Source organism: Streptomyces sp. SID5643 (genome assembly GCF_009872555.1).
Classification (GTDB): Bacteria; Actinomycetota; Actinomycetes; order Streptomycetales; family Streptomycetaceae; genus Streptomyces; species Streptomyces iakyrus.
On the sequence record NZ_WWIC01000177.1, the window covers coordinates 1 to 14,214 of the forward strand.

Sequence of the window (14,214 nt, forward strand, 5' to 3'; positions counted from 1 at the left end):
GCCGACGGCACCTGGGACCGGTTGCTGGCCCACGTCCAACAGCACTCGGATGCCGTTGGTGCCGTCGACTGGAGCGTGGCATGCGTCGACTCCACGACCGTGCGGGCTCACCAGCACGCGGCCGGGGCCCGAAAAGGGGGCTCTGGCCGGGGGAGGCGATCGGCCGGTCCCGCGGCGGGCTGACCACCAAGATCCACCTCGCCTGCGACGGGCAGGGCCGACCGCTCGCTTTCACGATCACCGCCGGCAACGTCAACGACTGCACCCAGTTCGAGCAGGTCATGGCCCGCATCAGCGTCAGCCGATGCGGGCCCGGACGGCCCAGGACGCGACCCGAGCAGGTCGTCGCGGACAAGGGCTACTCGTCCACGAAGATCCGCTCCTACCTGCGCAGGCGAGGCATCAAGGCCGCGATCCCGGAACGGATCGACCAGATCAACGGCCGCATCCGGCGAGGAGAGAGCCGCTGCCGGCTCGACCGGGCCGCCTACCGGCGACGCAACCTCGTCGAGCGCTGCTTCAACAAGCTCAAGCACAACAGGGCCCTGGCCACCCGCTACGACAAACTCGCCCGCCACTACCAGGCCCTGGTCACCATCGCCTGCCTACAACTCTGGCTGCCCTGACATTGCGGACACGACCTAGTAGCTCCTCCCCCGAGCTCTCGGCTCCGCTCGAGCAGGGGGCACCCCCATCGAGGGCTTCCCGGCGCCTTGCGATGCACGGCACCAGACCACGCGCCCTGATCGGACGTTCATAGTGAAAGGACCCCTCCGGGGCCCGCCCGCCTATGGCAAACACCACAACGGCGAAGAGGCCCCCCACCCGACCCCGACCACACCCCGTAATCTGTCCTGCATGGCAGAGCCAGCCGTAAAGATCCCGGACGCGAAGGTCGCCCTGTCGACGGCCTCGGTCTACCCGGAGTCGACGGCCACGGCCTTCGAGATCGCCGCGCGCCTCGGCTACGACGGAGTCGAGGTCATGGTCTGGACCGACCCGGTCAGCCAGGACATCGAGGCCCTGCGCAGACTCAGCGACTACCACCGGATCCCGATCCTCGCCGTCCACGCCCCCTGCCTGCTCATCACGCAGCGCGTGTGGTCCACCGACCCGTGGACCAAGCTCCAGCGGGCCCGCGCGGCGGCCGAGAAGCTCGACGCGAGCACCGTCGTCGTCCACCCCCCGTTCCGCTGGCAGCGCCAGTACGCCCGGGACTTCGTCTCCGGCATCTGGCGCATGGCGAACGAGACGGACGTACGGTTCGCCGTCGAGAACATGTACCCCTGGCGCTACCGCGACCGCGAAATGCTCGCGTACGCCCCCGACTGGGACGTCACCAAGGACGACTACCGGCACTTCACGATCGACCTCAGCCACACGGCGACGGCCCGCTCCGACGCGCTGGACATGGTCGACCGCATGGGGGACCGTCTCGGCCACGTCCACCTCGCCGACGGCCGGGGTTCCGCCAAGGACGAGCACCTGGTGCCGGGCCGCGGCACGCAGCCCTGTGCCGAGGTGCTGGAGCGGCTCGCCCTGACCGGCTTCGACGGCCACGTCGTCATCGAGGTCAACACCCGCCGCGCGATGTCGAGCGCCGAGCGCGAGGCCGACCTGGCGGAGGCCCTGGCCTTCACCCGCCTGCATCTGGCCTCGGCGGCGAAGGTGCCGCGGCGATGAACGGCGGCGCCCCGGCCGACGGCGGGTCCGGTACCACCGCCCGCCGCCGCGGCCGCCCGCCGCGCACGGAGTCGGCCGGCACCCGCGACCGCATCCTGACCGCCGCCCGCGACGAGTTCTCCGAGCGCGGTTACGAGAAGACCTCCGTGCGGGGCATCGCCAAGTCCGCCGGAGTCGACTCGGCGCTCGTGCACCACTACTTCGGGACGAAGGAACAAGTCTTCGAGGCGGCGATCACCCAGTCCTTCGGACCGGCCCTGCAAGCGCCGAGAGCCATCGAGGAGGGCCCGCTCGACGGCGTGGGGGAGCGTCTGGCCCGCTTCTTCTTCGGTGTCTGGGAGAACCCGGCGACCCGCGCGCCGCTGCTCGCCGTCGTCCGGTCCGCCCTGACCAACGACACCGCGGCCGCCGTCTTCCGGCGGATCATCGCCACCCAGGTGCTGCGCCGCATAGCCGTACGGCTGGAGCAGCCGGACGCCGAGCTGCGGGCCGAGCTCGCCGCGGCCCAGCTCGTGGGCACCGCGATCCTGCGGTACGTCCTCAAGATCGAGCCGCTGGCCTCGGCGGACCCGGAGCAGGTCATCGCGCGGCTCGCACCCGTCGTACAGGGACACCTGACCGATCCGTAAGGCCTGCGGGTGCCGTCGTCCGAGACAGCCGTCCCGCATTCCGGACAGTGCGTCCCGCCCACTGGATGACCGGCGTACGCTCGGTAGCAGTCAGAAATCTCCGAACTCTCTGACGCCGTCTCTGAAGGAGCGAGCGACGATGCCCGAGCTGAGGTCCCGCACAGTCACCCACGGCCGCAACATGGCGGGCGCCCGCGCCCTTATGCGCGCCTCCGGTGTACCGGGCGGGGACATCGGCCGCAAGCCGATCATCGCGGTCGCCAACAGCTTCACCGAGTTCGTGCCCGGCCACACGCACCTGGCGCCGGTCGGCCGGATCGTCAGCGAGGCGGTCGTCGCCGCCGGCGGCATCCCGCGCGAGTTCAACACCATCGCCGTCGACGACGGCATCGCCATGGGCCACGGCGGCATGCTGTACTCCCTGCCCTCCCGCGACCTGATCGCGGACAGCGTGGAGTACATGGTCGAAGCGCACTGCGCCGACGCCCTGATCTGCATCTCCAACTGCGACAAGATCACCCCGGGCATGCTGAACGCCGCCCTGCGGCTGAACATCCCGACGGTCTTCGTCTCCGGCGGCCCCATGGAGTCCGGCCGCGCCACGCTCGTCGACGGCACGGTCCGCACCCTCGACCTGGTCGACGCGATCTCCGACGCCGTGAACGACAAGATCTCGGACGAGGACATCCTCCGCATCGAGGAGAACGCCTGCCCGACCTGCGGCTCCTGTTCCGGCATGTTCACCGCCAACTCGATGAACTGCCTGACCGAGGCGATCGGCCTGTCCCTCCCGGGCAACGGCTCGGTCCTGGCCACCCACACGGCCCGCAAGCAGCTGTACGTGAACGCGGCCAACACGGTCATGGACATCACCCGCCGCTACTACGAGCAGGACGACGAGACGGTCCTGCCCCGCAGCGTGGCCTCCTTCGCCGCCTTCGAGAACGCCATGGCGCTCGACATCGCCATGGGCGGCTCGACCAACACGATCCTGCACCTGCTGGCCGCCGCCCAGGAGGCGGGCGTCCCCTTCGGCCTCGACGAGATCAACGCGGTCTCGCGCCGCGTGCCGTGCCTGGCCAAGGTCGCCCCGAACGTCGCCAAGGACCGCACGTACTACATGGAGGACGTGCACCGCGCCGGCGGCATCCCCGCCCTGCTCGGCGAGCTGCACCGCGCGGGCCTGCTCAACGAGGACGTGCACTCGGTGCACAGCCCCTCCCTCGCCGACTGGCTGAAGACCTGGGACGTGCGCGGCGGCTCCCCGTCCGCCGAGGCGGTCGAGCTGTGGCACGCGGCCCCCGGCTGCGTCCGCTCCGCCGAGGCCTTCTCCCAGTCCGAGCGCTGGGAGGCCCTGGACGAGGACGCGGAGGGCGGCTGCATCCGCTCCGCCGAGCACGCCTACTCCAAGGACGGCGGCCTCGCGGTCCTCAAGGGGAACCTGGCGGTCGACGGCTGTGTGGTGAAGACGGCCGGTGTCGACGAGTCCATCTGGACCTTCGAGGGCCCGGCGGTGGTCTGCGAGTCGCAGGAGGAGGCCGTCCAGAAGATCCTCACCCAGCAGGTCAAGGACGGCGACGTCGTCGTCATCCGCTACGAGGGCCCCAAGGGCGGCCCCGGCATGCAGGAGATGCTCTACCCGACCTCGTACCTCAAGGGCCGGGGCCTGGGGAAGACCTGCGCGCTGGTCACCGACGGCCGCTTCTCCGGCGGCACCTCCGGCCTGTCCATCGGCCACGCCTCGCCCGAGGCGGCGGCGGGCGGCACCATCGCGCTGGTCGAGGACGGCGACCGCGTCCGCATCGACATCCCGAACCGCTCCATCGAGCTGCTGGTGGACGACGCCGAGCTGGCCCGCCGCGATCAGGCGCTGAACGGCGTGTACGCCCCGAAGAACCGCGACCGGAAGGTCTCGGCGGCGCTGCGGGCCTACGCGGCGATGGCGACCAGCGCGGACAAGGGCGCGGTCCGGGACGTGTCGAAGCTGGGCTGATCCGTACACGCGCCGAGGGCCGTCTCCCGCCGGGGGCGGCCCTCGGCGCGTTCGCTCACCAAGCGGCCGGATCGCGGCCGTTGACGGCGAACACCGTCCCGTCCGGCGCACCGCCGTAGACCCGGTCGCCCACCACCACCGGCTCGGGGAGGGACGCCGGAACCCGGTCGGACCGCTCACCCAGCCGCACCGGCGTCTGCCCCACGAGCTTGCCCCGCCGGGCGTCGACGGCGAGCAGCCGGCCGTCGGGCGCGCTCACGTACACATGGCGGCCGTCGGCCGCCGGTGTGGACGCCCGCGCGACTCCCGTCTCCAGACTCCACAGCTGCTCGCGCGCCTTCAGAGCGACGGCCGTCAACGCCCCGCCTGCCGCCATGAGATGCACGACGTCCCCGCGCACACTGCCCTGGACCTGCGCCAGGGGGACGCGCAGCGGCACCCGCACGGTCGTACGGCTGCGGGGGTCGTAGCGCACGACGGCCCCGGCCTCCCCGCGCACGGCGTCGACGGCGACCGCCACGAACGACCCGTCCGTCGTGCCGACGGCCTCCAGGTTCCCGTCGAGCCGCGCCTGCCAGCTCACCTCACCGGTTTGCGGATCCACCGCCGTGACCCGCGTCCGGTTTCCGTCGCCGGACACGCCCACCGCGTACGCCAGCCGATCACCGGGGAACGAGGCGAAGTACGGCACGTCCTGCCCGGGCACCCGACGGTTCCACCGCACCCGGCCCGAGGCGGCCTCCACGCCGCTGACCGTGCCGTCGGGCGCGGTCAGCAGCACCATGTCCCCCACGGCCCGCAGACCGCCGTACGCCGGCAGCTCCTGCCGGGATGCCTCGCCCGAGGCCGGCTCGACGGCCGTCACCTCCCGCCCCTGGCCGAGTCCGCCGAGCACTCTGCCTCCCGCCACGACCGGCGCCCCGGCCGGCGGCCCGCTCGCGGCAGCCCCCTTCAACGCCTGCCGCCACAGCAGCCGCCCGTTCAGGCCGTCGCGCGCGAACACCAGCCCGTCCTGCGCACACACCAGAGCGGGCGCGGCGTAGGAGCACTGCGGCATGCTCCGGCCGTCGAGCGGCTCCGCCACCCACCCCGAGAACGCGGCGGTCGTGGTCCGCGGCGAGGCGACCCCCCGCGGCGAATCCGCGCCGGGCGGACCCACCGTCGCCAGCACAGCGGCGACGGCCAACCCGAGCGCCCCGGCCACCACGGCCCCCCGCTTGCGCAGCCGGCCGGAGCGCTCGCGCGCGGGCACCTGCGCCGCCGGCGCTTCGGGCCCGGCCTCCTCCTCTTCCTCCTCGGTCCGCTGCCGCGGTATGAAGACCTGCGTGTCGTACGAGGCCGCGACCGACCGCAGCTCCCGCATCAACTCGTCCGGCGTCGGCCGGTCCTCGGGCTCCTTGGCGAGACACCGCGCCACGAGCGGCGCGAGGCTCTCCGGCACCCCGGTCAGATCCGGCTCGTCATGGACGACCTGATAGGCGACGACGTAGGGGCTGTCCGAGTCGAACGGCCCCCGGCCCGTGGCCGCGTGCACCATCACCGACCCGAGCGCGAAGACGTCGGCGGCGGGCCCCACCTCCCGGGGGCGCCGGAACTGCTCCGGCGCCATGAACGGCGGGGTCCCTATCAACTTGCCGGTCTCGGTCCGCAGTTCGCTGTCCTTCGGCCGGGAGATCCCGAAGTCGATGACCTTGGGCCCGTCCTCGGCGAGGAGCACGTTGCTGGGCTTGAGGTCCCGGTGCACCACGCCGACCCGGTGGATGTCGCGCAGCGCCTCGGCCAGTCCGGCCATCAGACGGCGCACCTCGGCGGGGCTCATGGGCCCGTTCCGCTTCACATGGTCGGACAGGGTCGGCCCGGGGATGAACAAGGTGGCCATCCAGGGCCGTTCGGCCTCGGAGTCGGCGTCGACGACGGACGCGGTGAAGGCACCGCTGACCTTCCGGGCGGCCGCCACCTCCTGCCGGAACCGCCCCCTGAACTCGGGATCCCTGGCGAACTGGGCGTGCACGACCTTCACCGCGAGCCTCATCCCCGAGGTGCTCCGCGCGAGATGCACGATGCCCATGCCCCCGGATCCGAGAGTCGTCTCCAGCCGGTAGTGACCGGCGTATTCGGGATGTTCCGCTTCCGCGCCCGCCCCGGTGCTGCTCTGCGGCGCCATGGAACCACCCCCGTGCTGTTCGTCCGCGCGCGCGACGCAGGGAGCCTAGTCGATGAGTCGTTCGGGGCAGAGGCGGCTTGCTAGTCTCCGCGTGCGAGTTGCGCACATGTGTTTCATGGCGTGATTCAGGGGAATCAACGGGGCCCCATGCCGGTCATGGGGTTCAACGGGGGAGGTTTTTCCATGTCTGTCGATCGCGTCGAAGAGACGGTGGGCGGCCAGGTGACGGAAGCGGTCGCCGCCACGGCAGTGCGCTACTACTCGGTCGCCCCGGGCGTCCGTGTCAACGTCCGCAGCGGCCCCGGCACCAACTACACGGTCGTCCGGGTCCTGTCCGAAGGGGCGAAGGTCCCGATCTACTGCCAGTCGCCGGGCACCACGGTGACGGGCCCGTACGGCACGACGAACATCTGGGACAACATCAACAACGGCCAGTACGTCTCGGACGCCTACGTGAACACGGGCAGCGACGGCTACATCCGCCCGCGCTGCTCCTGATCCGGTCACCACGACGCACCCGTAACACCGGCAGCGACGGCCGCTGCGGCTGAGCCGCCCGGAGCCCGCGGTGACCCCGGAGCCATAATCGACGCGTGAGCGACGACACCGGCACCCCCAGGACACCCGCGGGCTCCACCGGCCCCCGCCCGGAGCCGATCCGGCTCTTCGGCACCACGTGGGTCGACCACGGCCACGGCTACGCCGCCCGCCGCATCGCCGCGGCCGTCGGCTCCCTGGCCGCCGCGCTCGCAGCCTGCCTCGTGCTCCGCCTCGCCTACCAGGGCCTCCAGATCGCCGCGATCGGTGACTTCGTCACGGTCCTCATGGTCGCGATGTTCGCGATCTGCAGCGCCCTGGCCTTCCGCCACACCTGGGACGGCTACTCCCGCCGCCCCGACCCCGACCGCCAGGCGTCCCTGCGCGGCCTCCTGACCGTCGGCTTCGTCGGCTCCCTGCTCGCCTACTTCTTCCGCTCCCTCACCGAGGCCCCCGGCGAGAAGCTGCACCGCCAGGAGTACGAAGAGGCCCGCAGGCAGTACGAGAAGCGCACGACCCGCCGCTCGGGCAACCCGGAGAACCGCCGCCGGGGGTAGCCCGGCCGCCTACTCGGCCGCCTGCTCGGCCGTCACGATGCGTTCGACCGCCGCCGTGACCAGCTGTTCGCGCTCGGCCTCGGTGAAGACGTCCGGCAGGGTGAGCTGCTCGACGATCAGCCAGTTCAGGGTCAGCATCAGCAGCTTGACGGCCAGGGCGTCGCCGGGGAGCCCGGAGGCCTCGTGGTAGGCGACGTTGGCATCGACGTCGGCGCGGACCCGCTCGGTGAGGACCTTGCGCAGGTCCGGTCGGCGGGTGGCCTCCAGGCGCAGTTCGAGCAGGGCCAGGTAGCCGGTGCGGAAACCGGCGACGCGGCCGACCAGTTCCCGCATCAGCGCCGTGTACGTCTCCCGGTCGCGGCCCGCCGCCCGCTGGCGCGCGATCGTCGCCTCGTCGGGCTGCAGCCGTTCGTAGACCCGGGCGCCGGCCTGGGTGAACAGGTCGTCCCGGCTGGCGAAGTAGTTCGAGGCGGTCCCGACCGGTACGGCGGCCTCGGCGTCCACCGCCCGGAACGTCAGACCCCGTGCGCCTTCCCTGGCCAGCACCTCGATCGCCGCGTCGACGAGGGCGGCGCGGCGCTGGTCGTTCCGTCTCACCATTGACACCACTCCAGTTGTAGTACTACTTTCAAACCACTTCAAAGAGAGTACTATGACTGGAGTCTCCTGTGCGAAAGCTCGTGTACTACATCGCAGTCACGCTCGACGGCCGCATCGCGGGCCCTGAGGGCGAGTACGACTTCTTCCCCGCCGGTACCGAACAGCAGAGTGCCGCCTACAGCGCCCGGGTCAACACCCTGTACCCCGAGACCGTCCCGACCGCCTACCGCGCCGCCGCCGGCCTCGCCGACACACCCAACCGGTCCTTCGACACCGTCGTCATGGGCGCCGGCACCTACCGCGGCCCCCTGGACCAGGGGATCACCAGCCCCTACGCACACCTGCGCCAGTACGTGGTGTCCAGCACGCCGGGGCACGGCGCCGACCCGGCCGTCACCGTCGTGCCGGGCGACCCGCTCGCCCTCGTCCGGGAACTGAAGCGGGAGCAGGACTCCGGCCTGAACATCTGGCTCTGCGGCGGCGGCAGGCTCGCCGGCGCCCTCCTGTCCGAGATCGACGACCTGGTGGTCAAGCACTACCCGGTGGTCGCGGGCGCCGGAATCCCGGCCTTCGACGGTGTGTTCGACCCCACCGTCTTCGACGTCGCCGAGCGCACCGCCTTCCCCAACGGCGTCACCCTCACGCACCTCACCCGCCACTGAGGCCCGCCGTCGCACCGCCCAGAGTCTTGACCCGATCTCACCCGTCTCTCACCGCACCCCACCCCGCCCCCCGCCACCATGGCGGTATGACCACGCCTGCGTCCGCCCACCACCCCACCGGAGCCGACCCCACCCCCGGCCCCCCGGCCGCACACCCCACCGCCGAGCCCGCCCGAGCCCACTCCTTCAACGCCGCCGCGGCCCAGTACGCCGCCAACCGTCCCTCCTACCCCCCGGCCCTCTTCGACGCGATCGAGGAGCTGACCGGCCGCCCCCTGACCGGCGCCCGCGTCGCGGACGTCGGCGCGGGCACCGGCATCGCCACCGCCCTCCTGCACGCACGGGGCGCGGACGTCATCGCCGTGGAACCCGGTGACGGCATGGCGGCCCAGTTCCGCCGCACCCTGCCCGGCATCCCGGTCATCCGTGGCACGGGTGACGACCTCCCCCTCTCCGACACCTCCGTCGACCTCGTCACCTACGCCCAGGCCTGGCACTGGACCGACCCCGCCCGCGCCGTCCCGGAAGCCCTGCGCGTCCTGCGCCCCGGCGGAGCCCTGGCCCTGTGGTGGAACACCGACGCCCTCGACGTCCCCTGGATCGCCGAAGCCGCCGACCGCGTGAGCCGTCACCTCGGCATCGACGTCTCCGCCGAGAAGCGCAACGCCGGCCACGGCACGGCCGACCCCAGCGGCCGCCTCGACTTCACCCGCCGCACGGTCCGCTGGAGCCGCCGCGTCCCGGTCGACACCCACCTCGCCAACATCGGCAGCCACTCCGTCTTCCTCGTCGACGGCCCGGAACGCACCGCACCGTTCCTGGCCGCGGAGCGCGAGCACCTCCTCCGGGTCTTCCCGGACGGCGTCGTGGAGGAGGTCTACGAGGTCGTCCTCCTCCTGGCAGAGGCCCCGGCCTGACGCACACCCCCTCACCCCGGCCGCTTGACGCGTCTCCCAGCCGGGAGCATTATTCATCACATGATGAATAATGCTCCCGGCTCGCCGCGCCCAGGCCCGGCCCCCACCCCCGGCCCCCTCCCGGACCCGCACGCCACAGCCGTCCACGCCGAGCACCTCACCGTCACCCGCGGCACCCGCACCGTCCTGCGCGACCTCGGCTTCACCGTCCCCCGAGGCCGGATCACCGGCCTCCTCGGCCCCTCCGGCTGCGGCAAGTCGACCCTCATGCGCGCCCTCGTCGGCACCCAGGCCAAGGTCACCGGCACCCTCGACGTCCTCGGCCACCCCGCCGGCCACCCAGCCCTGCGCACCCGCATCGGCTACGTCACCCAGGCCCCCTCCGTCTACGACGACCTGACCGTCCGCCAGAACCTCGACTACTTCGCCGCGATCCTCGACCCGGGACGCGCCGCAGCCGACCGCCGCGACGCCGACGTCACCCGCGCCGTAGCCGACGTCGACCTCACCAGCCACGCCGACGCCCTCGCGGGCAACCTCTCCGGCGGCCAGCGCAGCCGCGTCTCCCTCGCCGTCGCCCTCCTCGGCGCCCCCGAGCTCCTGGTCCTCGACGAACCGACCGTCGGACTCGACCCCGTGCTGCGCCGCGACCTGTGGAACCTCTTCCACGACATTGCGACCGACCGCGGCGCCACCCTCCTCGTCTCCTCCCACGTCATGGACGAGGCCGAGCGCTGCCACCGCCTCCTCCTCATGCGCGAGGGGCGGCTCCTCGCCGACGACACCCCCGACGCCCTGCGCACCCGCACCGGCGCCGCCACAGTCGAGGAGGCCTTCCTGCACCTGGTGGACGAGGCGAAAGCAGCAGCAAGCACGAAGGGGACGACTCGATGACCACCACCCCGACCAGGACAGCCACCCCACCGAGGGCCCTGAACGCCTCCCGCACCACCGCCACCGCCGCCCGGGTCCTGCGCCAGCTCACCCACGACCCCCGCACCATCGCGCTGATGATCCTCGTCCCCTGCGTGATGCTGTTCCTGTTGCGCTACGTCTTCGACGGCAGCCCCCGCACCTTCGACAGCATCGGCGCCTCCCTCCTCGGGATCTTCCCCCTGATCACCATGTTCCTGGTGACGTCCATCGCCACCCTGCGCGAACGCACCTCCGGCACCCTCGAACGCCTCCTCGCCATGCCGCTGGGCAAGGGCGACTTCATCGCCGGCTACGCCCTCGCCTTCGGCACCTTCGCGATCATCCAGTCCGCCCTGGCCACGGGCCTCGCCCTCTGGTTCCTCGGCCTCGACGTCACCGGCAGCCCCTGGCTCCTCCTTCTGGTGGCCCTCCTCGACGCCCTCCTCGGCACGGCCCTCGGCCTGTTCGTCTCGGCCTTCGCCGCCTCCGAATTCCAGGCGGTCCAGTTCATGCCGGCGGTGATCTTTCCCCAGCTCCTCCTGTGCGGCCTGTTCACCCCGCGCGACGAGATGCACCCCGCCCTGGAGGCCGTATCGGACGTCCTGCCCATGTCCTACGCCGTCGACGGCATGAACGAGGTCCTGCGCCACACGGACATGACGGCCACGTTCGTCCGGGACGTCCTCATCGTCGCGGGCTGCGCACTCCTGGTCCTGACCCTCGGCGCGGCGACCCTCAGGCGCCGGACGGCGTAGCCGGCCCGGCGCGACATCCCGCCCAGCGGACACCCGGGCCGTTCCCCCACTCCCCGGTGCGAGGATGGACCCCGGACGACGCACCCTTCGGAGGCATCCCGCGCCATGACCCAGAAAGTCGCAGTCCTCGGCACCGGCAAGATCGGCGAAGCCCTGCTCAGCGGAGTGATCCGCGCCGGCTGGACCCCGTCCGACCTCCTGGTCACGGCCCGCCGCCAGGAACGAGCCGAAGAGCTCCGCACCCGCTACGGCGTCACCCCGGTCACCAACGCCGAAGCCGCCAAGACCGCCGACACCCTGATCCTCACGGTGAAACCGCAGGACATGGGCACCCTCCTCGACGAACTGGCCCCGCATGTCCCCGCCGACCGCCTGGTCATCAGCGGCGCAGCGGGCATCCCCACGGCCTACTTCGAGGAGCGCCTCGCCCCCGGCACCCCGGTCGTCCGCGTCATGACGAACACCCCGGCCCTGGTCGACGAGGCCATGTCCGTCATCTCCGCCGGCACCCACGCCACCGCCGACCACCTCGCCCACACCGAGGAGATCTTCGGCGCCGTCGGCAAGACGCTCCGCGTCCCCGAGTCCCAGCAGGACGCCTGCACCGCCCTCTCCGGCTCCGGCCCGGCCTACTTCTTCTACCTGGTCGAAGCCATGACCGACGCCGGCATCCTCCTCGGCCTGCCCCGCGACAAGGCCCACGACCTCATCGTCCAGTCCGCCATCGGCGCCGCGACGATGCTCCGCGACAGCGGCGAACACCCCGTCAAGCTCCGCGAGAACGTCACGTCCCCCGCCGGCACGACGATCAACGCCATCCGCGAACTGGAGAACCACGGCGTACGGGCCGCCCTCATCGCCGCCCTGGAAGCCGCCCGGGACCGCAGCCGCGCCCTGGCCTCCGGCAACAACAGCTGACCCCCGGGGGCGGGCCCGGCGCCCGCCCCCGCAGCCACGTCACACCCCGGTCCGGGCCGGCTCCTTCTCCGCCACGGCCGGCAGCAGGCCGATGGCCCGGTACGCGGCATCCACCGTCGGCCGGGCCATCCCCCGAGCCCGCTCGGCCCCGTCCCGCAGCACCCCCTCCACATACGCGGGATCGGTACACAACTCCTTGTGCCTCACCTGCAAGGGCCGGAGCACCTCGACCACGGCCTCCGCGGTGTCCTTCTTCAGGTCCCCGTACGACGTGTACTCACCACTCAACAGCTCGGGCTCCCCACTCGTGCACGCCGCGAGGATCTCCAGCAGATTGGCGAGCCCCGGCCGGGCCTCCCGGTCGTACACGACCTCCCGCCCGCTGTCGGTCACGGCCCGCATGACCTTCTTGCGCACCACGTCCGGCTCGTCCAGCAGATAGACGATCCCCGGCCCGACGTCGTCGCTCTTGCCCATCTTCGACGCCGGATCCTGCAAGTTCATCACCCGGGCCGCGACCCCCGGCCGCGTCGCCCGCGGCACCACGAACGTGTGCCCGTACCGCTGGTTGAACCGCACGGCGAGATCCCGCGCCAGTTCCACGTGCTGGCGCTGATCGTCCCCGACCGGCACCTCCCCTGCCCCGTACGCCAGGATGTCCGCCGCCATCAGCACGGGGTACGTCAGCAGCGACAGCCGCACACTCCCGCCCCGCCGCTGCTCCCGCGCGGCCTTCTCCTTGTACTGGATCATCCTGCGCATCTCACCGTCGGTGGCCACGCACTCCAGTACGTACGACAGCCGGGCGTGCTCGTCCACATGGCTCTGCACGAACACCGTGCAGAGCTCCGGATCCAGCCCCGCCGCCAGCAGCAGCGTCGCCGACTGCCGGCTCAGCCTGCGCACCCGCGCGGGATCGTGGTCGACGGTCAGGGCGTGCAGATCGACGACGCAGAACAGGGCGTCGGCCTCGTGCTGGTCGACCGCGGCCCACCGCCGCATGGCGCCCAGGTAGTTCCCCAGCGTCAGATGCCCGGTCGGCTTGACCCCACTGAAGACCCGTGTCATCTCTCCTCCACCTCCTGGTCGGGACCGCCGCCCCGGGCGGCCGCCCCTCCGTGGTGCCGGGAGAGGAAACGAAAACGGCCGCCGAAGCGGCGGCCGTTGAGTACGTACGTGAGGGCGGCCGCCGTCAGGCGGCCCGCCACAGTCCGGTGCACGTACGCGTAGTCATGCGGCCCAGACTACGCCGCCGCAGCGCGGCCCGCCCCCGAGTTGACACGCCCTACCCCCATCCGTAGTGTTCTCCGAGTTGCCCGACGTGAGCGCCGACTCCGGTCGGTCCCCGGGCAGCCAATCCGCAAGTACCCACCACTATTCGACGTGCAGCACGTCTGTCGTCGTTTCATTGGTATGCGTATTTACGGAATGAGGAATCCCCGTTCGAAAGGACGCGGCCCCCGATTGGCTCGGGAGCGGGGGAATCCGCTAAAGTCTCACTCGTCGGAACGGCCCAACAGCCGCAAAGACAAACCCCGCTGACCGGGGATCAGGCCCGAAAGGATCTGATAGAGTCGGAACCGCCGGAAAGGGAAACGCGGAAGCGGGAACCTGGAAAGCACCGAGGAAATCGGATCGAGAAAAGATCTGATAGAGTCGGAAACGCAAGACCGAAGGGAAGCGCCCGGAGGAAAGCCCGAGAGGGTGAGTACAAAGGAAGCGACCGTTCCTTGAGAACTCAACAGCGTGCCAAAAGTCAACGCCAGATATGTTGATACCCCGTCCATCGGACAACCGATGGTCGAGGTTCCTTTGAAATAACACAGCGAGGACGCTGTGAACGGTCGGGCCTATTCCGCCTGACTGTTCCGCTCTCGTGGTGTT

At 71.4% G+C, this 14,214-nt stretch carries 14 protein-coding genes and 1 pseudogene; 11 read left to right on the forward strand and 4 right to left on the reverse strand.

Annotated features, from left to right (window positions below; all coding sequences use genetic code 11):
- From GTY56_RS21285 to ilvD, 4 genes and pseudogenes are all read left to right on the forward strand, one after another.
- A pseudogene (locus GTY56_RS21285) lies at positions 1-626 on the forward strand (IS5 family transposase); the annotation flags it as partial.
- 232 nt (positions 627-858) lie between these two features.
- On the forward strand, positions 859-1,683 hold the full coding sequence (locus GTY56_RS21290; RefSeq protein ID WP_161366955.1) for a sugar phosphate isomerase/epimerase family protein: 825 nt from the start codon (positions 859-861) through the stop codon (positions 1,681-1,683).
- Positions 1,680-2,312: a TetR/AcrR family transcriptional regulator gene (locus GTY56_RS21295; protein WP_161366956.1), complete on the forward strand. Its 633-nt coding sequence runs from the start codon at positions 1,680-1,682 to the stop codon at positions 2,310-2,312. The genes GTY56_RS21290 and GTY56_RS21295 overlap by 4 nt, the downstream gene beginning before the upstream one ends.
- 139 nt (positions 2,313-2,451) lie before the next feature.
- Positions 2,452-4,305, forward strand: coding sequence for a dihydroxy-acid dehydratase (ilvD, locus tag GTY56_RS21300; RefSeq protein ID WP_161366957.1), 1,854 nt, complete (start codon positions 2,452-2,454; stop codon positions 4,303-4,305).
- A gap of 55 nt (positions 4,306-4,360) precedes the next feature.
- On the opposite strand, the gene GTY56_RS21305 is transcribed toward ilvD, so the two are convergent.
- Positions 4,361-6,469: a protein kinase domain-containing protein gene (locus GTY56_RS21305; protein WP_161366958.1), complete on the reverse strand. Its 2,109-nt coding sequence runs from the start codon at positions 6,467-6,469 to the stop codon at positions 4,361-4,363.
- Between the two features lie 183 nt (positions 6,470-6,652).
- Here GTY56_RS21305 and GTY56_RS21310 point away from each other — a divergent pair, with 183 nt between their 5' ends.
- Positions 6,653-6,967 carry an SH3 domain-containing protein gene (locus GTY56_RS21310; protein WP_161366959.1) on the forward strand — a complete coding sequence of 105 codons (315 nt, stop codon included), beginning with the start codon at positions 6,653-6,655 and terminating at the stop codon, positions 6,965-6,967.
- Positions 6,968-7,062: 95 nt separating this feature from the next.
- Complete coding sequence (locus tag GTY56_RS21315) at positions 7,063-7,563, forward strand: EamA/RhaT family transporter (RefSeq protein ID WP_161366960.1); 501 nt, start codon at positions 7,063-7,065, stop codon at positions 7,561-7,563.
- Positions 7,564-7,572: 9 nt separating this feature from the next.
- Here GTY56_RS21315 and GTY56_RS21320 read toward each other — a convergent pair whose 3' ends face one another.
- A complete protein-coding gene (locus GTY56_RS21320) occupies positions 7,573-8,163 on the reverse strand; it encodes a TetR/AcrR family transcriptional regulator (protein WP_161366961.1) in 591 nt (196 codons plus the stop codon).
- 68 nt (positions 8,164-8,231) lie between these two features.
- Here GTY56_RS21320 and GTY56_RS21325 point away from each other — a divergent pair, with 68 nt between their 5' ends.
- The 5 genes from GTY56_RS21325 (at position 8,232) to proC (ending at position 12,330) form a co-directional block, all read left to right on the forward strand.
- A complete protein-coding gene (locus GTY56_RS21325) occupies positions 8,232-8,825 on the forward strand; it encodes a dihydrofolate reductase family protein (RefSeq protein ID WP_161366962.1) in 594 nt (197 codons plus the stop codon).
- Positions 8,826-8,911: 86 nt separating this feature from the next.
- Entirely contained in the window at positions 8,912-9,742 is an 831-nt protein-coding gene (locus GTY56_RS21330) for a class I SAM-dependent methyltransferase (protein WP_161366963.1), read from the forward strand.
- Positions 9,743-9,802: 60 nt separating this feature from the next.
- Positions 9,803-10,636, forward strand: a complete 834-nt coding sequence (locus GTY56_RS21335) for an ABC transporter ATP-binding protein (protein ID WP_161366964.1) — start codon at positions 9,803-9,805, stop codon at positions 10,634-10,636.
- Positions 10,633-11,412 (forward strand): ABC transporter permease, encoded by a 780-nt coding sequence (locus GTY56_RS21340; RefSeq protein WP_161366965.1) that lies wholly within the window; start codon positions 10,633-10,635, stop codon positions 11,410-11,412. Before GTY56_RS21335 ends, GTY56_RS21340 begins: the two co-directional genes overlap by 4 nt.
- A 105-nt stretch (positions 11,413-11,517) precedes the next feature.
- Entirely contained in the window at positions 11,518-12,330 is an 813-nt protein-coding gene (gene proC / locus GTY56_RS21345; protein WP_161366966.1) for a pyrroline-5-carboxylate reductase, read from the forward strand.
- Between the two features lie 39 nt (positions 12,331-12,369).
- On the opposite strand, the gene trpS is transcribed toward proC, so the two are convergent.
- The gene (gene trpS, locus GTY56_RS21350; protein WP_161366967.1) at positions 12,370-13,398 is read right to left on the reverse strand and encodes a tryptophan--tRNA ligase; all 1,029 of its coding nucleotides are present in this window, start codon (positions 13,396-13,398) and stop codon (positions 12,370-12,372) included.
- Positions 13,395-13,550 (reverse strand): hypothetical protein, encoded by a 156-nt coding sequence (locus GTY56_RS21355; protein ID WP_161366968.1) that lies wholly within the window; start codon positions 13,548-13,550, stop codon positions 13,395-13,397. The genes trpS and GTY56_RS21355 overlap by 4 nt, the downstream gene beginning before the upstream one ends.
- Positions 13,551-14,214 lie beyond the last annotated feature (664 nt).

Coding starts and splice junctions, on each gene's coding strand:
- GTY56_RS21290 (WP_161366955.1), top strand. CDS start 859: ATGGCAGAGCCAGCCGTAAAGATCCCGGACGCGAAGGTCGCCCTGTCG.
- GTY56_RS21295 (WP_161366956.1), top strand. CDS start 1,680: ATGAACGGCGGCGCCCCGGCCGACGGCGGGTCCGGTACCACCGCCCGC.
- ilvD (WP_161366957.1), top strand. CDS start 2,452: ATGCCCGAGCTGAGGTCCCGCACAGTCACCCACGGCCGCAACATGGCG.
- GTY56_RS21305 (WP_161366958.1), bottom strand. CDS start 6,469: ATGGCGCCGCAGAGCAGCACCGGGGCGGGCGCGGAAGCGGAACATCCC.
- GTY56_RS21310 (WP_161366959.1), top strand. CDS start 6,653: ATGTCTGTCGATCGCGTCGAAGAGACGGTGGGCGGCCAGGTGACGGAA.
- GTY56_RS21320 (WP_161366961.1), bottom strand. CDS start 8,163: ATGGTGAGACGGAACGACCAGCGCCGCGCCGCCCTCGTCGACGCGGCG.
- GTY56_RS21330 (WP_161366963.1), top strand. CDS start 8,912: ATGACCACGCCTGCGTCCGCCCACCACCCCACCGGAGCCGACCCCACC.
- GTY56_RS21335 (WP_161366964.1), top strand. CDS start 9,803: ATGATGAATAATGCTCCCGGCTCGCCGCGCCCAGGCCCGGCCCCCACC.
- GTY56_RS21340 (WP_161366965.1), top strand. CDS start 10,633: ATGACCACCACCCCGACCAGGACAGCCACCCCACCGAGGGCCCTGAAC.
- proC (WP_161366966.1), top strand. CDS start 11,518: ATGACCCAGAAAGTCGCAGTCCTCGGCACCGGCAAGATCGGCGAAGCC.
- trpS (WP_161366967.1), bottom strand. CDS start 13,398: ATGACACGGGTCTTCAGTGGGGTCAAGCCGACCGGGCATCTGACGCTG.